Below are 20,901 nucleotides of genomic sequence, written 5' to 3' on the forward strand. Positions count from 1 at the left end.
TGCGCGCCATGGCGATACGCCTCCGCGACTGGTTCGCCCGGCTGCCGCGCCTGGTACCCTCGCTGATGCTTGGCGGGGCGGGGGGCGCTCTTCTTGCCTGGCTCGACCTGCCGCTCGCCTGGATGCTCGGCTCCATGTTCGCTTGTCTCATCGCCTCCATGGCAGGGGCAAAGCTGACGAATCCGCGGCCGATCCGTCCGCCCATGGCGATGGTTCTCGGTCTTGCCATCGGCGCCAGCTTCCATCCGGGACTGCTGAGCCAACTCTGGGCATGGTCGCTCAGCCTCAGCCTGGTCGTGCCGATGGCGCTGCTGGTGACGGTGGCGGGGGCGCTCTATTTCCGGCGCATCGCCGGCTTCGACCCACGCACCGCCGTCTTCTGCGCGCTACCTGGCGGGCTCTCGGAGGTCGTGCTCATCAGCGAAACGCTGGAAGCCGACGCCAAGCGCATCGCGCTCGTGCACAGCGCGCGCATCGCCGCGACGATATCGATTCTCTCGCTCGCTTTCGCCTGGCTCGTGCCGGTGCCGGCGCCGGGAGCGGTCGCCGAAGCACCCGCCATTGCCCTTGCCGCCGGGCAAGACCTTCTCCTTCTTCTTTTCGTCGGCCTTGCCGGCTGGCTCGGCGCACGCGCCATCAACATGCCCGCGGCCGCGATGATGGGTCCGATGCTGGCAAGCGCCATCGCGCACGGCTCCGGCTTCGTTTCCGGCAGCATGCCGCAGCTTGCGGTGATCGCCGCGCAGATCGTCTTCGGCGCCACGATAGGTTGCCAGTTCGGCGGGGTGCGGCTCGGCGAAATCGCCAAGGCTGTCGGGCACGGGCTCGTCTTTGTGGTGATGGGGCTCGCCATCTCCACGGCCATCGCTTTCACGCTGGCGGAATTCATGGCGCAGAGCCCGGCGACAATCGTTCTCGCCTTTTCTGTCGCGGGGGCAACGGAACTCTCGCTGATGGCGCTGACGCTCGGTCTGGACGCGCCCTATGTCGTGCTGCACCACTTCGTGCGGCAACTCTCCGTGCTTCTGACGCTGCCCCTGACCAAGCGCATCGTCAACCTGTTGCGCGTTGGCGCGTGAGGGCGAGATGCCCGCGCCGCCAGGGCCGGTTCAGCATGTGAGGGGATGATTGGTACGCCCTACGGGAATCGAACCCGTGTTTCCGCCGTGAAAGGGCGGCGTCCTGGACCTCTAGACGAAGGGCGCGTGCCGGCGCCTTATAATCAGGTGACCGGCGGCAAACAAGCCGCGCGGAGCGCCCTTCGCAGGGAAATTTCGACCCGCGCGAAAAAGCCGCCTTCCGCCGCTCTGCCAACGGTTACATGGGGAGGGCGCCGGTCTGCCGCCAGCTTGCGCATCAATCGCCGGGCTTCACCAGCTGCCGGTATTTTCCATGGAAGCCCAGGGCTCGGCCTTCGCCAGCGCCTCGCCCTTCTGCAAAAGCTCGATGGAGATGCCGTCCGGCGAGCGGATGAAGGCCATGCGTCCGTCGCGGGGCGGACGGTTGATGGTGACGCCGGCATCCATCAGCCGCTGACAGGTGTCGTAGATATTGTCGGTGGCGAAGGCGAGATGGCCGAAATTGCGCCCGCCGGAATATTCCTCCGGATCCCAATTGTAGGTCAGCTCCAGCAGCGGCGCGCGCTCCGCCTCGGCGCGGGAGGCATCGTCCGGGGCGGCGAGGAAGACGAGGGTGTAGCGTCCCTTTTCGTCGTCCATGCGCCGGACCTCTTTGAGGCCAAGCTTGTTACAGTAGAAATCCAGCGATTGATCCACGTCGCTGACGCGCACCATGGTGTGCAAGTATTTCATGCAATCCTCCGAAACGAGATAGCGGGAAGCTTATGGCAGCGTTTCATCCTGGCAACGGCACCATCGAACGACTCGGCCGGATGCTCGGCGAGGCGGAGCGCATCGTCGCCTTCACCGGAGCGGGTATCTCCACCGAATCGGGCATTCCGGACTTTCGCTCCCCCGGCGGTATCTGGACGCGGATGGAGCCGATCACCTTCCAGAAATTCATGGCGAGCGAAGAGGCGCGGCTGGAGGACTGGCAGCGCCGCTTCACCATGAACGAGGTCTATGGCGAGGCGGAACCGAACATCGCCCATCGCGCGCTCGCCCATCTCGTCGCCGAGGGCCACGCGCAGGGTATCGTCACGCAGAATATCGACGGGCTGCATGCGCGTGCCGGCGTGCCGGCGGACAAGCTGGTTGAGCTGCACGGCAACGCCACCTATGCGCATTGCCTTTCCTGCCGGCAGCGCTTCGAGCTTGAGGAAATGCGCGCGGCGATCACGCGGGAGGGCAGCAGCCCGCGCTGCGCCTGCGGCGGCTTCGTCAAAAGCGCCATCGTCTCCTTCGGCGAGGCGATGCCGGAGGCGGAGATGCTGCGCGCCTATCGGCTGGCGGAGGAATGCGACCTCATGCTGGTGCTCGGCTCCTCGCTGCTCGTGGAACCGGCGGCCAGCGTGCCGCGCGTGGCCAAGCGGGCAGGAGCGCGGCTTGTCATCCTCAACCGGGAGGCGACGCCGCTCCACGGCCTGGCGGATCTGGCGCTGGAGGGAGAGATCGGCGCCATGCTGGCGCAAATCTTTCCACATCTTGCAGATCAAGAGCACTGAAATGACGGGATTTCTTTCAAAGAGCTTGCGGCGTGAGGCGGCCGCGATGTTATCCTAGCGCACGAATCAGGCGGACCGCTTCCGGCAAAAAATCCGTGAAATGGGGATGCCGGGGCCAGGACGGAGTGGCTCGTATGGGCTTCAAACCGGGAACGGAAATCCGCGATCAAGTCAGCCTCGAGGACGGTGCTGACGGCGCTGCCGAAGTGGTCGAGATCGTCGGTCGGATCAAGTGGTTCGACGTTGCCAAGGGCTACGGCTTCATCGTTCCCGACAACGGCATGCCGGATGTCCTGTTGCATGTCACTTGCCTGCGGCGCGACGGCTTCCAAGCGGCCTATGAAGGGGCGCGCGTCATCTGCGAAGTGCTGATGCGCGAGAAGGGCCTGCAGGCGCTGCGCATCCTCTCCATGGACGAGAGCGAGGCGCCGCATCCGGCGACGCTGCCGCCGAGCCGGCAACGCAACGTGGTGCAGCCGACCAGCCCGCTCGTTACCGCTACGGTGAAATGGTTCAACCGTCTCAGAGGCTACGGCTTCGTCAGCGAGGGCGAGGGCTGTCCGGACATCTTCGTCCATATGGAAACGCTGCGGCGCTACGGCATGGCCGAGTTGAGACCCGGCCAGCAGGTGCTGGTGCGCTACGGCGAGGGCGACAAGGGATTGATGGCCGCCGAGATCAGGCCGCATTCGGGCGGCCATATCCCGGTGTCTCACTAGGTCTCCCGATCGGGCTTGCGGCTGCCGGCCACTGGCCGCTATGGATGCGGACGAGGCACGTGTCCTCCGGGTTTCCGCTTGTCATGAACACGATTTCTGAACCGCTTGCGCTCTTGCCTTGGCGCCTTCGCGTACAGTTCCGGGGCGTACAGTTCCGGGGCGTACAGTTCCTGGGGGCGCTGTTCCTGGCCCTGACGATCCTGGCCGCGCCCGCGGTCGCAGCGCAGGGAGCGAGCGAGACGCTCAAGGTTGCGGGCGAAGAGGGCGAGCACGTCTTTCAGGTCGAGGTCGCCGTCACCCCGACGGAGCGTGCGCGCGGGCTGATGTATCGCCGCTCACTGGCTCCCGATGCGGGGATGCTCTTCGATTTCGGCTCCGAGCGCGAAATCAATATGTGGATGAAGAACACCTATCTGTCGCTCGACATGATCTTCATCGGCGCGGACCGGAAGGTGCGTTCCATCGCCCGGCAGACGACGCCGCTGTCGGAGACGACCGTCTCCTCCGGCAGGCCGGCGCGCTTCGTCCTGGAAATCCCGGGCGGGACGGCCGCCCGCCTCGGCATCAAGCCGGGGGCGGAGGTGTTTGGCCCGGCCATCGAGAAGAGGTGAGCCAGCGCCCTCAGAAAAGGCGCTCGCTGACATAGACGGTGTCGCCGGCGCGGATCGGCTCGGTGACGGCCAGACGCCCCTCGTAGAGAACGCCGTTCAACTGGCGCGACAGCCGCACGACACGCTCATTGGCGCGCGGCGTGAACCCGCCGGCGACGGCGACGGCGTTCTCCACCGTCATGCCTGGCACGTAGGGATATTGGCCCGGACTGCTCACCTCGCCGAGAATGAAGAAGGGCCGATAGGCGGCGACTTCGACCGTCACGTCCGGGTTGCGCACGAAGCGGCTGGCGAGGGCCGCCTCGATGCTGCTCTCCAGTTCCGCGGAGGTGGCGCCGCGGGTGGCGATTTCGCCGATCAGGGGAAGCGCGATGTAGCCGGCCTGATCCACCGTGTAGATGTTGGTGAGCTCGTTCTGACCGAAGACGACGATTCTGAGCTGATCGCCGGAATCCAGCCGATAGGGCCCCTCGATCGTGGGCGTGCCGGTCGCGAGCGGCGGCCTTTCCTTGCACGAGGCAAGCAAGCTGACCAGCACGACGATAACGAGAAGGCGGAGGAAATTCATCTGGCGATACCCGTAAACTGACGCGCCGGACTATGGCTGCGCATGGTTAATTCCCCGCTAATTGAACTCCATGCGCACTGTCCCAGAGCGGTGCCGTTAACGCCCTCCTAACGATAAATCGCCCATGGTGCGCACCGTGATGCGAGGAGTCGCCGAGTAATGTCAGACGAGCACCTGATGGAGATGGATGTTGCCGCGATCGCCACGGCGCTATGGCGCAGAGCCTGGCTGCTCGGCATCGTCGCGCTCGCCGTTGGAATCGTCACCTATCTCGGCTTGTCGAGCGCCACGCCGCTTTATACGGGCGACGCGCAAGTGCTTATCGAAGCTCGCGAATCGCCTCTCACACGGCCGCGCGACGCGCCCAGCGATAACCTCAGCGTCCAGCTCGACGAATCGGCCATCACCAGCCAGGTAGAGGTGCTGCGCTCGCGCCAGATCGCCAATGCCGTGATCGACCGCTTCGAGCTGACCCGCAATCCGGAATTCGATCCGGCGCTCGATACCTCGCTGCTCGACACGATCCTGATTGCCATGGGGCTGCGCGAGAGCCCGGCCGAGGAGACGATCCGCGCGCGGGTGCTGGAGACCTATTACGACCGGCTGTCGGTCTATCCCGTGGCGAAGTCGCGCGTCATCGTCGTGGAGTTCACCTCCGAGGACCCGAAGCTGGCGGCCGACATCACCAACGCCGTCGCCGAAGCCTTCGTCAATCTGCAAAGCGAGGCGAAGCTGGAATCGACCTCCGCCGCGACGCAATGGCTGGAGACGGAGATCGCCCGGCTGCGCGAGCGGGTCGCGGAGGCCGAAACGGCGGTGGCGGAGTATCGCGCCGGCTCCGAGCTCTTCGATCTCAACAATCCCGGCGAGGACGAGACGAACCTGCAGACGCAGCAGCTCGGCGATCTCAATGCCGAGCTTGCCCGCGCCAAGGCGGCGCAATCGGAGGCCCAGTCCCGCGCCCGCCTGTTGCGCTCGCTGCTTGACGAGGGCGGCTCCTTCGATTCCGCCGAGGAGGTGCTGAACTCGCAGCTCATCCAACGCCTGCGCGAGCGGCAGGTGGCGCTGAGGGCGCAGATCGCCGATCTCTCCACCAGCCTTTTGCCCGGACATCCGCGGCTGCAGGCGCTGCGCAGCCAGCTTGCCGATTTGGACGGCCAAGTGCGGGCGGAGGTGCAGAAGATCCTGCAATCGCTGGAGACGGCTTCACGGGTTGCCGGCGCACGGGTGGAATCACTGCAGGAGCGCCTCAACGAGGCCAAGGCCGCGGTCGCCAGCTCCAACGAAAAGAGCATTCGCCTCAGAGCCCTGGAGCGCGAGGCGGCGGCGCAGCGCGACCTCCTGGAAAGCTTCCTGGCGCGCTACCGGGAGGCGGCCGCACGCACCGAATCGAACTATCTGCCGCCGGATGCGCGCATCATTTCGCGCGCTATCGCGCCGCGTAATCCATCCTGGCCGAAGAAGGGCATGCTCACCCTGGCGGCGATGGCCGGGGCGCTGTTCATCGCCATGGCCTTCATCATCATCCGCGAATTCGCCACCGGCCGCGCCTATCGCCAGCTGGAGGGCGAGGCCCTGCCGCAGCCGGGAGAGGTGAAGCCGGAGCCCCTCCTTCAGCTCGGTGCGATGCCCAGTGGCGGCACGCCGAGCCTCGATGCGGCGCGGGAGATGCCGGGCATGGCCGATCTCGCCGAGCTGATGGCGACCGCCGGCTTGAAGACCGTGCTTTTCGCCGGCAATGGCGGTGCCTTCGCCGGGGAAGTCGCACTCGGCGCCAGCCGCCTGGTGGCCCGCGAACACGGGCTGCGCCTCGTCGTCATGGATATCGGCGTGGAGCCCTCGGAGCCGCTGCAGCAGGATGGGGGGCCCGGTCTCGGCGATCTTCTCTCCGGCGAGGCGCCCTTCGGCGACGCCATCCGTCTGGACGGCGACAGCCGCGTGCATTTCATCCCGCTCGGTTCCATGGCGCAGGACCCGCCACTGCAGCGGCTGACGCTCGTCATCGGCGCGCTCAGCTACACCTATGACCGGGTGGTGATCGTCGCCAATCGCTTCGAGGACTGGCCCGTCGACTATATCAGCCCGGACCTGGCCATGGTCGTCTGCGCGGCCGATGCCGATCCTGAGGCGCGCCGTTCCCTGCATCGCCAAGCCTTGGATGCCGGCGCCCGCTCCGCACTGGTGCTGCAGCGCGAAGCGCCGCCGGAAGCTGAAGAGCAGGCGGAGGAGCCGGAAGACACCGAGCAAGCGGCGTAGCTTTCGCGGCGCTCGCAGCAGGAAGGGAAGGGCGGTGAGCCTGCGCCATACCGGGATTCGTCTCACACTGGAGGCTCTCGCCGCGGTGGGAGCGCCGCGCCTTCTGCGCCATGGCTCCGAGAGCGCAGGGATGGTGCTGACCTTGCATCATGTGCGGGCGGAACCGGCCGGCGCCTTCGCGCCCAATGCCGGCCTCGCCGTGGCGCCAAGCTTTCTCGACGCGCTTCTGACGCGCCTGAAGGAGCGGGGCAGGCGGTTCGTGCCGCTTGCGCGGATCGTCGACAATCTGTCGGCTGGAAGGTCGGCATCGAACGATGTCGCGATCACGCTCGACGACGGCTATCGCAACAATTTCACCGAGGCCCTGCCGGTGTTCCGGCGGCACGGCGCGCCGTTCACCATCTTCGTCTGCTCCGGCTTCTGCGACCGCAAGGCGGCGCTGTGGTGGGAGGCGCTGGAGAGAATCATCGCCGGCCGCGAGGCCATCGCCGGAGCGGGCGGACCCGCCCTTGCCACGCGCAGCGTTTCGGAGAAGCAGCACGCCTTCGCCGCCTGGCGGCGCTATCTGACGGAAGACGTCGAGGAACAGCGCCAGCCTGAAATCGTCGCCGCGCTGGCTAAGGCGGCCGATTTCGACCTTGAAGGCCTGACGCGCGAGCTGGTCATGGATTGGGACGAACTGCGCCTGCTCGCCCGCGAGCCGCTTGCGGGCATCGGCGCGCATACGGACGGCCACCAGGCGCTGGCCCGCCTTTCGGCGGAGGAGGCGGGCGCGGCGATGGCGCGCGGCGCGCAGCGCATCGAGGCGGAGCTCGGCCGGCGGCCGGATCTCATCGCCTTTCCCTATGGCTATGCCGCGGCTGCCGGCCCGCGCGAGGCCGAGCTTGCGGGCCAGGCTGGCTTTCGTGCCGCCTTCACCACCCGGCCGGGCACCATCGATCTCGGCGACAACCCGCATTTCCTGCCGCGCCTTTCGGTGAACGGGCTCTATCAGGAGCTCAGCCTGCAGGAGGTTCTGACCAGTCCGGGCCTGTGGCGGCTGGGGCGCGGCGCCAGGAGGGTCCTTGGCGGCTTCAGCGCCGGTCGGGCCGTGACATCCACCAGATGATGGCCATGGCCGGCAGCACCCAGGCGAGCCCGGCCACGGCGTAGAAGGCGAGCTGCGTCACGCCGGAGGTGCCGGGCAGCTTGGCGGCGGCCACCGTCATCGCCGTCAGGCTGTAGAACACCACCCAGGCGAAGAGGACGAGCGAGCCGACGAATTTGCGCATGCGCTGTTGCATGCCTCGAGCTACCGGCAGCGGGCCTGCGATGCAATGCCTTGTCTCGCGGCTCGCTGTCGCGTAACGGCGGGCACGGCTTGCCTTGGCGCCGCCCGCGGGGCAGGAGGGGTTCCCATGTTTCCCGTTCCCACCGCCACCACCGCACCCGATCCCGCCGCCGACAGCCTGCTGCCCTTCGAGGAGGCGAGCCTTGGCAGCTCCGGTGCCACGGTGCGGCCGGCCGGCTTCTTGCGCGGCTCCGCAGGCGTTCGGCTGTGGCTCGTCATCCTTATCAGCCTCGTCTTTCTTATCGTGATTGTCGGCGGCCTGACCCGGCTCACCGGCTCCGGCCTTTCCATCACCGAATGGAAGCCGGTGATCGGCGCCGTCCCGCCGATGTCGCAAGAGGTCTGGCAGGAGGAGTTCGCGCTCTACCGCACGACGCCGCAATACGAGCATCTCAATCGCGGCATGTCGCTGGGTGAGTTCAAGTTCATCTATTGGTGGGAATGGGGCCACCGCCAACTCGGCCGCTTCATCGGCCTCGTCTACCTCGTCGGGTTGGTCTTCGTGACGGCAACGCGCCGTGTCTCGCTTGCAACCGGGCTCTGGCTGTTTGGCGGCGGCCTGCTCCTTGCCCTCCAGGGGCTCGTCGGGTGGATCATGGTCGCCTCCGGCCTAAGGCCCGGCATGATCGCCGTCGAGCCGGTCAAGCTCACCCTGCATCTGACCCTGGCGAGTATCTTCTTTGCCTTCCTCATCGCCACGCATACGCGCATCGGCGGGGCGCTGCCGCAAAGGCGGGGCAGGGGGGCCATGGCCGCGGCCAGCCTCCTGGCGATCGTCGCGCTGATGCAGATCACGCTCGGTGGGCTCGTCGCCGGCCACGATGCGGGGATGACCTACAACACCTGGCCTTTGATGGATGGACGGCTGGTTCCGGCCGGCCTGATGGCGATGCAGCCGGCCTGGCACAATTTCACCGACAACATCACCATGGTGCAGTTCAACCATCGTATCGGCGGCTATGCGCTGGCGGCGCTCGTTCTCCTCTACGCGCTGTGGCGCGGGCTCGCCGGGCGGATGAGCGCCGAGATCGCGACAATCCTCGCTCTCGTCCTGGTGCAGGTCGGGCTCGGCGTCGCGACACTCCTTCTTGCAGTGCCCTGGCCGGTGGCGCTCGCCCATCAGGCGGTGGCGCTCATCCTCTTCGGCCTTTTGGTGCGCCACGCGGCGCGGCCGGCGATGTGAAGCTTGCCTCGGGGCGAGCAGGCTTGACCCGCTCCAAGGAGCGCGCAAGTCTCGCGGCCGGAGGTTCTCCATGAACGAGATGGCGCCGGTCAGGACCGGCTATTCGGCCTGCCCGCATGATTGCCCCTCCACCTGCGCGCTCGACGTGGAGCTTCTTGCCGATGGCGGCGTGGGGCGGCTGCGCGGCAGCGCGGAGAACAGTTACACGGCCGGCGTCATCTGCGCCAAGGTCGCCCGCTACGCGGAGCGGCTCGCCCATCCAGAGCGTCTCACCAAGGCGCTGAAGCGCAAGGGCGGCAAGGGCGAGGGCAGCTTTCAGGAGATTTCCGCCAAGGCGGCGCTCGATGAGATCGCCGAGGCCTTCCTGCGCGCGGAGGCACGCTACGGGCCGCAGACTGTATGGCCGTATTTCTACGCCGGCACGATGGGCCTCGTTCAGCGCGACGGCATCCACCGCCTTCGGCACGTGAAGCGCTATAGCGGCCAGTTCGATTCCATCTGCACCAATCTGGCCTGGACGGGCTACATCGCCGGCACGGGCAGGCTCGCCGGCCCGGACCCGCGCGAGATGGCCAAATCCGACCTCATCGTCATCTGGGGCACCAACGCCGTGGTGACGCAGGTCAACGTGATGACCCACGCCACCACCGCCCGCAAGCAACGCGGCGCCAGGATCGTGGTCGTCGATGTCTACGACAACGCCACGATGCGCCAGGCGGATCTGGCGCTCTGCCTGCGGCCGGGCACGGATGCGGCGCTCGCCTGCGCCGTCATGCATATCCTCTTTCGCGACGGCCATGCGGACCTGGAATACCTTTCCTGCTTCTCCGACCGGCCGCGAGATTTCGCCCGCCATCTCGAAACCAGGACGCCGGAATGGGCGGCCGCGATCACCGGTCTCACGGTGGAGGAGATAGAGACCCTCGCGGGCTGGATCGGGACGACACCAAGGACGTTTCTGCGTCTCGGCTACGGCTTCACGCGCAGCCGCAACGGCGCCGTCGCCATGCATGCGGCCGCTTCCATCGCCACCGTCACCGGCGCCTGGCGGCACGAAGGGGGCGGCGCCTTCCACAGCAACAGCGGCATCTTCCGGCTCGACAACACCATGATCGCCGGCCTCGATCGCCGCGATGCCTCGGTGCGCATGCTCGACCAGTCGCGCATCGGCGCCGTGCTCACCGGCGAGGCGGCCGATCTGAAGGGCGGACCGCCGGTGACGGCGATGCTGGTGCAGAACACCAATCCGGCCAACGTCGCCCCGGACCAGGCGTGCGTCGCGGAAGGGCTCGCCCGGGAAGACCTTTTTCTCGCCGTCCACGAGCAGTTCATGACGGAAACGGCCGAGATGGCCGATATCGTCCTGCCGGCGACGATGTTTCTGGAGCATGACGACGTCTACAAGGGCGGCGGCCATCAGCACATCCTCTTCGGGCCGAAGCTGGTCGAACCGCCAGGGGATTGTCTTTCCAATCACGCGGTGATCTGTGGTCTCGCCGAGCGCCTCGGGGCGGAACATCCGGGCTTTGCCATGAGCGCGCGCGAGCATATCGACCATCTCCTCAAGGCCTCCGGCTGGGGCGACCTTGCCCGGCTGGAGCGCGAGCGCTGGATCGATTGCCAGCCGCCCTTTGAGGAAGCGCATTATCTGGACGGTTTTGCCTGGCCGGACGGCAAATACCGTTTTTCGCCTGATTGGGCGGACCTTGCCGCGCCGAACCGACCGGCGGATGCCCGCGCCATCGGGCCTTACGCGCAGATGCCGGAATTTCCGGACCATTGGACCGCGATCGAGGCGGCGGACGAGGCCTATCCGCTTCGTCTCGTTACGTCGCCGGCACGCTCCTTCCTCAACTCCACCTTCTCCGAGACGCCGACAGGGCGGCAGAAAGAGGGGCGGCCTGAGGTGATGGTGCATCCCGCGGACGCCGCCGAGCTCGGCCTTGCCGCTGGCGATATCGCGCGGCTGGAAAGCCGGCGCGGGGCCACCTTTCTCCATGTTCGGGTGTCGGAGGCGGTGCGGCCGGGGGTCGTGGTGGCGGAAGGCATCTGGCCGAACAAGGCGCATTGCGGCGGGCTTGGCATCAATGTCCTGACCGGGGCCGATAGCGCCGCGCCGCATGGCGGCGCGGCCTTTCACGACAATGCGGTGCGGCTCAGCCGTGCCGGTGGGGCCGGCGATCCCGATTCCGTGGCAGGATAGAAACGACGTGGATAGAACGGATTAGGGTCGCTCGTTCACGTTTTGATTCAGCTTTTTGGCAGGCTCGGCGGATTGATCAGGAAGGCGTTTTTGTCTTCGCCGGCGCCTTCCAGGATGACTTTCTCGCCGACGACGCGCGCCTTGCGTCCGGCCACCCAGGCGAGCGCCTGCGGATAGATGCGGTGCTCCATGGCGAGCACGCGCTGCGCCAGGGTCTTTGCATCGTCGCCGGCAAGAACCGGAACGGCGCCCTGGATGATGACCGGCCCGTCATCCATTTCCGCGCGGACGTAATGCACCGTGGCGCCGGCGAGCCGCACGCCGGCGGCGAGCGCCCGCTCATGCGTCCTCAGCCCCCGGAAGGCGGGCAGGAGCGAGGGATGGATGTTGATGAGACGGTCGCGCCAGGTCTCCACGAAGGAGGCCGAAAGGATGCGCATGAAGCCGGCGAGACAGACGAGCTCGGTGCCGGCCTTTTCCAGCTCCGCCTGGATCGCGGCCTCGAAGCTCGCATCGTCCTCGTGGTCGCGACGGGGGACGACGGCGGTGGCAAGCCCAGCCTCGCGGGCGAATTCCAGCCCGGCGGCGTCGGCGCGGTTGGCAAGAACCAGGACGATCTCGGCCGGGAAGCCGGGGGCTTTCGCCGCTTCCACCAAGGCACGCATATTGCTGCCGCGCCCAGAGATGAGGATGGCCGTCTTCACGTTGCCAGCTTCAAGGTGTTGTCGAAGTCAATGGCGGGGCCGGAGCGCGGCTCCACACGGCCGAGGCGGCAGACGCTCTCGCCCGCGTCAGTCAGGCTCCGCGCGACGTCGTCTGCCGCCGCCTCGGCGACGACCAGCACCATGCCGATGCCGCAATTGAAGGTACGCAGCATCTCCGCCTCCGCGACCGGGCCGGAAGAGGCGAGCCAGGCGAAGACCGGCGGCGCGGCAATGGCGGCAAGGTCGAGGCGCGCGGCGCAATCGGCCGGCAGGATGCGCGGCAGGTTCTCCGGCAGGCCGCCCCCGGTGATATGGGCGAGCGCCTTGATGGTATCGCTCTTGCCGATCTCGGCGAGGAGCGGGCGGACATAGATGCGGGTCGGCTCAAGGAGCGCTTCGCCGAGGCTGAGCCCCGGCGCGAAGGGTGCCGGATCGTCCCAGCCGAGCCCGGCGCGCTCGGCGACGCGCCGTACCAGCGAAAAGCCGTTGGAATGCACGCCGCTGGAGGCAAGGCCGAGAAGCACGTCGCCGGGAGCGACCTGCCGCGGCAGGATCTTTTCGCGCTCCACGGCGCCGACGGCGAAGCCGGCGAGATCGTAATCCTTGTGCGCGTAGAGCCCAGGCAGCTCGGCCGTCTCGCCGCCGATCAAGGCGGCGCCGGCCTTCCGGCAGCCCTCGGCGATGCCGGAGACGATGGCGGCGGCATCGTCGACGGCCAGACGGCCGGTGGCGAAATAGTCGAGAAAGAAGAGCGGTTCCGCACCCTGCACGATGAGATCGTTGACGCACATGGCGACGAGATCGATGCCGACGGTGGCATGGCGGCCGGTCTCAATGGCGAGCTTCAGCTTGGTGCCGACGCCATCGGTGGCGGCGACCAGAACCGGGTCCTGGTAGCCCGCCTGCTTGAGATCGAAGAGGGCGCCGAAGCCGCCGAGCCCGCCCATGACGCCACGCCGCGTCGTGGTGCCCGCCAAGGGCTTGATCCGTTCCACGAGCTCGGCCCCCGCGTCGATATCGACGCCGGCCTGGCGGTAGCTGAGCGTGTTGCCGTCTTCCCCCATGATGCGAAAGCGGGTAAGGGCGACGGGCAGAATTTGCAAGCGGGCAGGCCGTCCGGTGACGGCTCCCGCCCCATCTATCCCGAGCTTTTCGTGACCCTGCCGAATTTCATTACGATAGCACGGCTCCTCTCGGTCCCGCTGATCGTCTGGCTTATCGTCGGCGAGCAATGGGCCGGCGCGACGGCGGTTTTCGTCCTCGCCGGCATCAGCGACAGCGTCGACGGCCTGATCGCCAAGCGCTTCGGCGCCTCCTCCGATCTCGGCGCCTATCTCGATCCGATCGCCGACAAGGCGTTGCTGGTCTCGCTGTTCATCGTTCTGGGCTTCAAGGGCGCGCTGCCGCCCTGGCTCATCATCGCGGTGGTGTCGCGCGATATCCTCATCGTCGGCGGGGTGATCCTCGCCTGGATGCTCTCCAATCCCATCGAGATGCGCCCGCTCTGGGTGTCGAAGTTCAACACGGCGGCGCAAATCGTGCTCCTGGCGCTGGTTCTGGGCGAGCGGGCCGGAATCGCGGCCATGGAGCCGGCGATCTGGCCGATGATCATCGCCACGGCCGGCTTGACCGTCGGCTCCGCCGGTGCCTATCTCGCGGAGTGGTTGCGGCACATGGCAAGCGAATGAGCAATAACACGGTGAGCGGCGGGGCGGCGCCATGACGGCGCAGCGTCAGGCGACCTTCTGGCTGGCGGCCCTCGCCGCGCTTATCCTTTTCCTGTGGCTGTTTTCCGGCATCCTGTTGCCGTTTCTCATCGGCATGGCGCTCGCCTATTTCCTCGATCCGGTTGCCGACCGTTTCGAAAAACTCGGCATGAGCCGGCTATGGGCGACGCTGACGATCCTGTTTCTGGCGCTGCTCGTCTTCGTGGTTCTTATCGTCGCCGTCATTCCGGTGCTCATCGGCCAGGCGGCCGATTTCGCTGAGCGTCTCCCGAGCTTGATCACTCGGCTGCGCAGCCTGATCGGAGAAATCGTCACCTCGCCGCTGGCGCGCTACCTGCCGACGACCGAAGGCTTCGACTTGGAGCCGCTGCTGAGCAACGGAGCCAGCTGGCTCGGCGGGCTGCTTACCTCGCTTCTGGCCGGCGGCCAGGCGGTGATCAGCTTCATCAGCCTGTTCATCGTCACCCCCGTCGTCGCCTTCTATCTGCTCTACGACTGGGACAGGATGGTGGCGCGCATCGACAGCTACCTGCCGCGCGACCATGCCGACACGATCCGTCGCCTCGGCCACGATATCGACGAGGCGCTTTCCGGCTTTTTGCGCGGGCAGGGGATGGTGTGCCTCTTGCTCGGCGGCTTCTACGTCATGGCGCTGACGGTCGTGGGGCTGAATTTCGGCCTCCTCATCGGCGTCGTTGCCGGGCTCATCAACTTCATCCCCTATATCGGCTCCATGGTCGGCTTCCTCCTCGCCGTCGGGGTGGCGCTGGTGCAGTTCTGGCCGGAATGGCCGTGGGTCGTCGTCGTCGCCGGCATCTTCGTCACCGGCCAGGTGGTGGAGGGCAATTTCCTGCAGCCGCGCATCGTCGGCCATTCGGTTGGCGTGCATCCGGTCTGGTTGATGTTCGCGCTCTTCGCCTTCGGCGCGCTGTTCGGCTTCGTCGGGCTCCTCATCGCGGTGCCACTGACGGCGGCGCTCGGCGTGTTGGTGCGCTTCGGCCTGGAGCGCTATCGCCAGAGCCGCATCTATCGCGGTAGCGGCGATCCGCCGGTGCCGCCGCCGATGGGACCGCCGGGCGAGGGGATGTGAGCGTTATGCAACGGGGCCGACAGATCCCGATCCCGCTTTCTCATCCGCCCGCCTACGACCGCGACAGCTACCTCATCGGCGATGCCAATAGGGAGGCTGCCGAACTCGTCCTGTCCTGGCCGCAATGGTCGGCGCCGGTGATGCTCCTCTGCGGCCCGCCCGGCTCCGGCAAGACCCATCTTGCCCGGCTGTGGGCGGAAGCGGCCGATGCGAGGCTGGTTGGGGCCGGCGATCTCGGCGGGCAGGGCGTGGCGGTCGGCGGCAATCTCGGCGTGGAGAATGTCGCCGCCGAAGCGGTGCCGGAACGCGAGCTCTTTCACCTCATCAACCGGGCGCGCGAGGAAGGCTTCTTTGTGCTGATAACCTCTCGCAGCCCGCTCGCCGACTGGAGACTGACGCTGAAGGACACGGTCTCCAGGCTGCGGCTTGCCGTGCCGGTCGGTCTCGGCGAGCCCGACGAGGAGCTCCTGCGCCAGGTGCTCGTCAAGCTCTTCGCCGATCGCCAGCTTGAGGTGGAGCGGGCGGTCGTCGACTACATCCTGGTGCGCATGGAGCGCTCCTTGAGCGCCGCGCAGGCGCTCGTCGCCGCTATCGACGAGGCGGCGCTCTCGGAAGGGCGCCGGATCACGCGGCCGCTCGCCGCGCGGGTGCTTTCCGACCAGCCGGAAAGCCAGCAAGAGGAGCTCTGAGCCGGCCCTTCCTTTCGGTCCTGTCATGGAAATGTTACGCTTTACCTCCCACATCTAGAGGTCGAAGCGGAACAAGCTCCCCGAGAGAGGCCATGGAAGACATGCAGACCGCCCCCGACCTGACCGAGGCCGACGAGGCGCGGCCGGCGGAACCCGATAGCGACCTCCTCTCAAGCCCCAAGCGGTTCATCAACCGGGAGATCTCCTGGCTGGAATTCAACCGGCGCGTGCTGGAGGAGTCGGAAATTCCCGGCCATCCGCTGCTGGAGCGGCTGCGCTTCCTGTCCATCTCCGGCTCCAATCTCGACGAGTTCTTCATGGTCCGCGTCGCCGGTCTGAAAGGTCAGGAGCGGGAGAAGATCGCCACCTTGAGCGCCGACGGGCTGACGCCGAGCGAGCAGCTTGCCGAGATCGACCGCAAGGTCGACGAACTCGTCGCCGCCCAGCAGCATCAATGGCTCGTCCTGCAAGAGCTGCTCGCCAAGGAAGGCATCGCCATCGTTACCGGCAAGGAGGTGACGGCCGGAGATAGGGAATGGCTCGCCGAGCACTTCATGCAGACGGTCTTCCCGGTGTTGACGCCGCTTGCCATCGATCCGGCGCATCCCTTTCCCTTCATTCCCAATCTCGGCTTCACGCTGGCGCTGTCGCTCGGCGATCGGGCGCAGAACCGCTACATGCACGCCCTGGTGCGCATGCCGCATACGATCGACCGCTTCGTGCGCCTGCCGCGGGGCGAAAGCGGCGAGCCGCTGCGCTTCATCAGCCTTGAGGAGACGGTCGGTCTTTTCATCGACCGGCTGTTCCCCGGCTACGAGGTGACCGGGAAGGGCGTCTACAGGGTCATCCGCGATTCCGATATCGAGATCGAGGAAGAGGCGGAGGATTTGGCGCGGCTGTTCGAGCGGGCGCTGAAGCGCCGCCGCCGTGGCGTCGTCATCCGGCTGGAGGTGGAAGAATCCATGCCGGAGGACCTGCGCACCGTGGTGCAGCAGGCGCTGCCGGTCGACAGCGACGAGGTCTACGTCATTCCGGGCCTTCTCGGCGTCAAGGACCTTGAGCAGCTTGTCGGCATCGACCGACCGGACCTGAAATTCGAGCCTTACACACCACGCTTTCCCGAACGCATCCGCGAGCATGGCGGCGACTGCTTCGCCGCCATCCACCAGAAGGACATCATCGTCCACCACCCCTACGAATCCTTCGACGTGGTGGTGCAGTTCCTCCGCCAGGCGGCGAGCGACCCGGACGTCATGGCGATCAAGCAGACGCTCTACCGCACCTCCAACGACAGCCCGATCATCAAGGCGCTGACGGAGGCGGCGGAAGCCGGCAAGTCGGTGACGGCGCTGGTGGAGCTGAAGGCGCGCTTCGACGAGGAGGCCAATATCCGCTGGGCGCGCGATCTTGAACGCGCCGGGGCGCAGGTCGTCTACGGCTTCGTGGAACTCAAGACGCACGCCAAGCTCAGCCAGGTGGTGCGCCGCGAGCCGAACGGGCTCGTCTCCTACGTGCATATCGGCACGGGGAACTATCACCCGATCACCGCCAAAATCTATACCGACCTTTCCTATTTCACCGCCAATCCGGCGATCGCCCGCGATGTTGCGCGCGTCTTTAACTTCATCACCGGCTATGCCCCGCCGCAGGACGTGAAGCGCCTGGCGGTATCGCCCTACACGCTGCGCACGCGCATCCTGGAGCATATCGAGGCAGAGATCGGCCATGCGCAGGCGGGAAGGCCGGCGCGCATCTGGATGAAGATGAACTCGCTCGTCGATCCGCAAATCATCGACGCGCTCTACCGGGCGAGCCAGGCGGGGGTGAAGGTCGAACTCGTCATTCGCGGCATCTGCTGCCTGAGGCCGGAATTGCCGAATCTGTCGGAGAATATCCGGGTGAAATCCATCGTCGGCCGCTTTTTGGAGCATTCGCGCATTCTGTGCTTCGGCAACGGCTACGGCCTGCCCTCGGAGGAGGCGCTCGTCTATATCGGATCGGCGGATCTGATGCCGCGCAATCTCGACCGGCGGGTGGAGACGATGGTACCGATCACCAATCCGACTGTGCATATGCAGATTCTCGACCAGATCATGGTTGCCAATTTGAAAGACAACGAGCAGAGCTGGGCTGTATTGCCGGACGGCACCTCACGTCGGATCGTACCGGAAGAGGGGGAGGAACGATTCAACGCCCATCGCTATTTCATGACCAATGCGAGCCTATCCGGCCGTGGGAACTCTCTTAAGTCCGACTCGCCGAGGGCCTTCACCGACCGCCTCGACAACTGAGGCGGAGAGCCCCGGCCGTATCCGCGGCTACGGCCCGGTCGGCGTCGTCGATATCGGCTCCAACTCCGTCCGGCTCGTCGTCTATGAGCGGCTCGCCCGCTCGCCGACGCCGCTCTTCAACGAAAAGGTCCTGGCCGGGCTCGGCGCCGGCGTGGGAAAGAGCGGCCGTCTGTCGGACGATGCGATGGAAAAGGCGCTGGCGGCGCTACGCCGCTTCGCCGCGCTCGCCCGGCAGATGCAGGTGGTCGACCTTGCCGTGCTCGCCACGGCGGCGACGCGCGATGCGACGAACGGCGCCGACTTCATCGCCAAGGTGCGCGACATCTGCGGCTGCGACGTCGTCGTCCTCAGCGGCGAGGAGGAGGCGCGCTATGCCGCGCTCGGCGTCGTCGACGGCTTCCAGAAGCCGGATGGCGTCGCCGGCGATCTCGGAGGCGGCAGCCTGGAGGTCACCGACATCAGGGGCGAGGACCTTGGGCAGGGCGAGACCTTTCCGCTCGGCGGGCTGCGCCTCAGCGAAGATGCCGGCGGCGACATCAAGGCCGCGCGCAAGCTGGCGCGCGAGGCGCTGGAGGCCTCCAACATCCTGCCGGGGCTCGAAGGGCGCACCTTCTACGCCATCGGCGGCACCTGGCGCTCGATCGCCAAGCTGCACATGCGCCAGACCGGCTATCCGCTGCGCGTCATGCATGGCTACACGCTGGAGGTGGACAAGAGCCGCGATTTCCTGAAGAGCCTCTACCGAACGCCGGTCGGCTCCATCGATTCCATCGAGGTCGTCTCCAAGCAGCGCCAGCCGCTCCTGTCCTATGGCGGTCTCGTCCTGTCGGAGCTGGTGCGGGCGGGCAAGCCGGCGCGCATCGTCATCTCCGCGCTCGGCCTGCGCGAAGGCTTCCTTTATTCGCGGCTATCCTCGGAGGAGCAGGCGCGCGACCCGCTCCTGGCGGCGGCCGGCGAGCTGGCGCTCCTGCGCTCGCGCTCGCCGGCGCATTGCGAGGAGCTGATCCCCTGGACCGGCGAGGCGATGGTGGCGCTCGGCATCGACGAGACGGAGGAGGAGGCGCGTCTGAGGGCCGCATCCTGCCTTCTCGCCGATATCGGCTGGCGCGCCCATCCCGATTACCGCGGCGAGCAGAGCCTCAACATCATCTCCAACGCCGCCTTCGTCGGTGTCGATCATCCAGGCAGGGCCTATCTCGGCCTGTCCGTCTTTTACCGGCATTCCGGCCTTTCCGACGACGAGCTCGGGCCGGGCCTGCGCGAGGTCGTCACGGTGCGCTACCGGGAGCGGGCGCGCGCGCTCGCCGCCGCCTTCCGCGTCGCCTATCTCGTCTCGGCCTCCATGCCGGGGGTGATGCCGCGCACGGCCATCCGGCGCGAGGGGAGCGAGTTACAGCTCGTCCTGCCGCCCGACATCGCCGACCTTGCCGGTGGAAGGCTGGAGCAGCGTCTGCGCCAGCTTGCCAATCTGGCCGGCCTGGAAAGCCGGATCGTGACGGAGGTTTGAAAAGGTTGCGGCGCCGCTACTCGGCGGCGACCGGCAGATCTTCCAGATTGACCGTGCGCACCTTGCCGCGGCCGAGGAAAAGGGCCGTCTCGCCGCGCTTCAGCGCCAGGGCCTTCTTGCCGAAGAGCTGGAAGCGCCAGCCTTTCAGCGCCGCCACGTCGGCGTTATCGTCGGCGGCGAGCTTTTCCAAATCGTCGACGGTGGCGATCAGACGCGCCGCCACGCCATGGCGCTCGGCGACCATCTTCAGAAGCACCTTCAGAAGCTCGGCGGCGGCGCTGGCATGCTCAGGCGCCGGCCGCGTCTTGGGCAGGCGCGGCAGGTCGGCATCATCTATCGCCAGCGCCTCCTCAACGGCGGCGATCAGCGCCTGCGCCGACTGGCTGCGCTCAAAGCCGCGCGGCAGGGAGCGAAGCCGCGCCATCTGCTCGCCATTTTGCGGCTGCTGCAGGGCGATCTCGTAGATGGCGTCGTCCTTCAGGATGCGCTGGCGGGGCATGTCGCGCGCCTGCGCCTCCTGTTCGCGCCAGGCGGCGACCTTCTGCATGACGGCGAGCTGGCGCGGCTTCTTCACGCGCATCTTCAGCCGCTTCCAGGCATTCTCCGGATGGGTGCGGTAGGTCTCGATATCGTTGAGGACGGCAAGCTCCTCCGCCACCCAGTCGACGCGGCCCTGCTCCTCCAGATTGGCCTTCAGCGACAGATAGACCTCGCATAGATGCGTCACGTCGGAGATGGCGTAGTTGAGCTGCTTGTCGGAAAGCGGCCGGCGCTGCCAGTCGGTGTAGCGCGAGGTCTTGTCGATGCGCGCGCCGGTGATGCGATGCACGAGCTGATCGTAGCTGATCTGGTCGCCATAACCGCAGACCATCGCCGCCACCTGCGTGTCGAAGAGCGGCTTGGGCACCGTGTCAGCCAGCTTGACGAAGATCTCCACGTCCTGGCGGGCGGCATGGAAGACCTTGGTGACGCGCTCGTTGCGCAAGAGCTCGAAGAAAGGCGCAAGGTTGAGGTCGTCGGCGAGGGGGTCGACGATGACGGCGAAATCCGGGGTCGCCATCTGGATAAGGCATAGCCTCGCCCAGAAGGTCGTCTCGCGAATGAATTCCGTATCGACGGCAACGAAGGCCGAATCGGCGAAGCGGCGGCAAATTTCTTCAAGCCTGGCGCTGTCGCACACGACCTCGAAATGGGTCTGATCGCTCATGTGGCGCGCTCTATAGCCGATGAAGACGCGCCTGTCGCTACCTGCCAAAGAGCAATGCCGTCGCGGCAGCGGGGAGGAAGGAGGCGAATCGGTCTTGTGTCCACCAGGCCTTCATAAACCAAGCCAGGGCGAGCCCGAAGCGCGGCGGCACGCTTCATCCACCGCAATGGCACGGCGCGCCGCCTCGCGCGGC

The 20,901-nt window shown here is 66.8% G+C and carries 19 protein-coding genes and 1 tRNA gene; 13 read left to right on the top strand and 7 right to left on the bottom strand.

What is annotated here, in order from left to right:
- The first annotated feature begins 8 nt into the window (after window positions 1–8).
- Entirely contained in the window at window positions 9–1,079 is a 1,071-nt protein-coding gene (locus tag Q331_RS0112970; protein WP_026381041.1) for an AbrB family transcriptional regulator, read from the top strand.
- A 50-nt stretch (window positions 1,080–1,129) separates the two neighbouring features.
- Here the strand turns inward: Q331_RS0112970 and Q331_RS0112975 are convergent.
- Both Q331_RS0112975 and gloA read right to left on the bottom strand, forming a co-directional pair.
- Window positions 1,130–1,205 (bottom strand) — tRNA-Glu (locus Q331_RS0112975).
- A gap of 165 nt (window positions 1,206–1,370) precedes the next feature.
- Window positions 1,371–1,811: a lactoylglutathione lyase gene (gloA, locus tag Q331_RS0112980; protein ID WP_026381042.1), complete on the bottom strand. Its 441-nt coding sequence runs from the start codon at window positions 1,809–1,811 to the stop codon at window positions 1,371–1,373.
- Window positions 1,812–1,843: 32 nt separating this feature from the next.
- Between gloA and Q331_RS21505 the strand changes: the two genes are divergently transcribed.
- The 3 genes from Q331_RS21505 to Q331_RS0112995 all read left to right on the top strand — a co-directional run bounded on the left by Q331_RS21505 (window position 1,844) and on the right by Q331_RS0112995 (window position 3,953).
- On the top strand, window positions 1,844–2,623 hold the full coding sequence (locus Q331_RS21505) for an SIR2 family NAD-dependent protein deacylase (RefSeq protein ID WP_034492089.1): 780 nt from the start codon (window positions 1,844–1,846) through the stop codon (window positions 2,621–2,623).
- Between the two features lie 134 nt (window positions 2,624–2,757).
- The gene (locus tag Q331_RS0112990) at window positions 2,758–3,342 is read left to right on the top strand and encodes a cold-shock protein (protein WP_026381043.1); all 585 of its coding nucleotides are present in this window, start codon (window positions 2,758–2,760) and stop codon (window positions 3,340–3,342) included.
- 83 nt (window positions 3,343–3,425) lie between these two features.
- Window positions 3,426–3,953, top strand: coding sequence for a DUF192 domain-containing protein (locus Q331_RS0112995; protein WP_084175040.1), 528 nt, complete (start codon window positions 3,426–3,428; stop codon window positions 3,951–3,953).
- A gap of 10 nt (window positions 3,954–3,963) precedes the next feature.
- On the opposite strand, the gene Q331_RS0113000 is transcribed toward Q331_RS0112995, so the two are convergent.
- Window positions 3,964–4,521: a polysaccharide biosynthesis/export family protein gene (locus Q331_RS0113000; protein WP_034492090.1), complete on the bottom strand. Its 558-nt coding sequence runs from the start codon at window positions 4,519–4,521 to the stop codon at window positions 3,964–3,966.
- Window positions 4,522–4,680: 159 nt separating this feature from the next.
- Between Q331_RS0113000 and Q331_RS21510 the strand changes: the two genes are divergently transcribed.
- Window positions 4,681–6,777 carry a GumC family protein gene (locus Q331_RS21510; RefSeq protein ID WP_051631131.1) on the top strand — a complete coding sequence of 699 codons (2,097 nt, stop codon included), beginning with the start codon at window positions 4,681–4,683 and terminating at the stop codon, window positions 6,775–6,777.
- 34 nt (window positions 6,778–6,811) lie between these two features.
- Window positions 6,812–7,885, top strand: coding sequence for a polysaccharide deacetylase family protein (locus tag Q331_RS21515; protein WP_051631132.1), 1,074 nt, complete (start codon window positions 6,812–6,814; stop codon window positions 7,883–7,885).
- Here Q331_RS21515 and Q331_RS0113015 read toward each other — a convergent pair.
- Window positions 7,851–8,048, bottom strand: a complete 198-nt coding sequence (locus tag Q331_RS0113015; RefSeq protein WP_245615643.1) for a DUF2842 domain-containing protein — start codon at window positions 8,046–8,048, stop codon at window positions 7,851–7,853. The two genes, Q331_RS21515 and Q331_RS0113015, sit on opposite strands and share 35 nt — an antisense overlap.
- A gap of 126 nt (window positions 8,049–8,174) precedes the next feature.
- Here Q331_RS0113015 and Q331_RS0113020 point away from each other — a divergent pair, with 126 nt between their 5' ends.
- Both Q331_RS0113020 and Q331_RS21520 read left to right on the top strand, forming a co-directional pair.
- The gene (locus Q331_RS0113020) at window positions 8,175–9,290 is read left to right on the top strand and encodes a COX15/CtaA family protein (protein ID WP_084175042.1); all 1,116 of its coding nucleotides are present in this window, start codon (window positions 8,175–8,177) and stop codon (window positions 9,288–9,290) included.
- A gap of 70 nt (window positions 9,291–9,360) precedes the next feature.
- Window positions 9,361–11,493: a molybdopterin-containing oxidoreductase family protein gene (locus Q331_RS21520; protein ID WP_034492092.1), complete on the top strand. Its 2,133-nt coding sequence runs from the start codon at window positions 9,361–9,363 to the stop codon at window positions 11,491–11,493.
- A 47-nt stretch (window positions 11,494–11,540) separates the two neighbouring features.
- Here Q331_RS21520 and purN read toward each other — a convergent pair whose 3' ends face one another.
- Both purN and purM read right to left on the bottom strand, forming a co-directional pair.
- Entirely contained in the window at window positions 11,541–12,197 is a 657-nt protein-coding gene (purN, locus tag Q331_RS0113030; RefSeq protein WP_026381048.1) for a phosphoribosylglycinamide formyltransferase, read from the bottom strand.
- Window positions 12,194–13,264 (bottom strand): phosphoribosylformylglycinamidine cyclo-ligase, encoded by a 1,071-nt coding sequence (gene purM / locus Q331_RS0113035; RefSeq protein WP_156953348.1) that lies wholly within the window; start codon window positions 13,262–13,264, stop codon window positions 12,194–12,196. The genes purN and purM overlap by 4 nt, the downstream gene beginning before the upstream one ends.
- A gap of 87 nt (window positions 13,265–13,351) precedes the next feature.
- Between purM and Q331_RS0113040 the strand changes: the two genes are divergently transcribed.
- From Q331_RS0113040 to Q331_RS0113060, 5 genes are all read left to right on the top strand, one after another.
- Window positions 13,352–13,885 carry a CDP-alcohol phosphatidyltransferase family protein gene (locus Q331_RS0113040; protein ID WP_026381050.1) on the top strand — a complete coding sequence of 178 codons (534 nt, stop codon included), beginning with the start codon at window positions 13,352–13,354 and terminating at the stop codon, window positions 13,883–13,885.
- 31 nt (window positions 13,886–13,916) lie between these two features.
- Window positions 13,917–15,014: an AI-2E family transporter gene (locus Q331_RS21525; protein ID WP_051631133.1), complete on the top strand. Its 1,098-nt coding sequence runs from the start codon at window positions 13,917–13,919 to the stop codon at window positions 15,012–15,014.
- Window positions 15,015–15,019: 5 nt separating this feature from the next.
- The gene (locus tag Q331_RS0113050) at window positions 15,020–15,703 is read left to right on the top strand and encodes an HdaA/DnaA family protein (protein WP_034492094.1); all 684 of its coding nucleotides are present in this window, start codon (window positions 15,020–15,022) and stop codon (window positions 15,701–15,703) included.
- Window positions 15,704–15,795: 92 nt separating this feature from the next.
- Complete coding sequence (locus tag Q331_RS0113055) at window positions 15,796–17,994, top strand: RNA degradosome polyphosphate kinase (protein ID WP_407637781.1); 2,199 nt, start codon at window positions 15,796–15,798, stop codon at window positions 17,992–17,994.
- Entirely contained in the window at window positions 17,936–19,501 is a 1,566-nt protein-coding gene (locus tag Q331_RS0113060) for a Ppx/GppA phosphatase family protein (RefSeq protein WP_245615645.1), read from the top strand. The genes Q331_RS0113055 and Q331_RS0113060 overlap by 59 nt, the downstream gene beginning before the upstream one ends.
- Before the next feature lie 16 nt (window positions 19,502–19,517).
- Here Q331_RS0113060 and rnd read toward each other — a convergent pair whose 3' ends face one another.
- A complete protein-coding gene (gene rnd / locus Q331_RS0113065; protein WP_034492095.1) occupies window positions 19,518–20,708 on the bottom strand; it encodes a ribonuclease D in 1,191 nt (396 codons plus the stop codon).
- Window positions 20,709–20,901 lie beyond the last annotated feature (193 nt).

The organism is Afifella pfennigii DSM 17143, assembly GCF_000688515.1.
In the GTDB taxonomy this organism is placed as follows: Bacteria; Pseudomonadota; Alphaproteobacteria; order Rhizobiales; family Afifellaceae; genus Afifella; species Afifella pfennigii.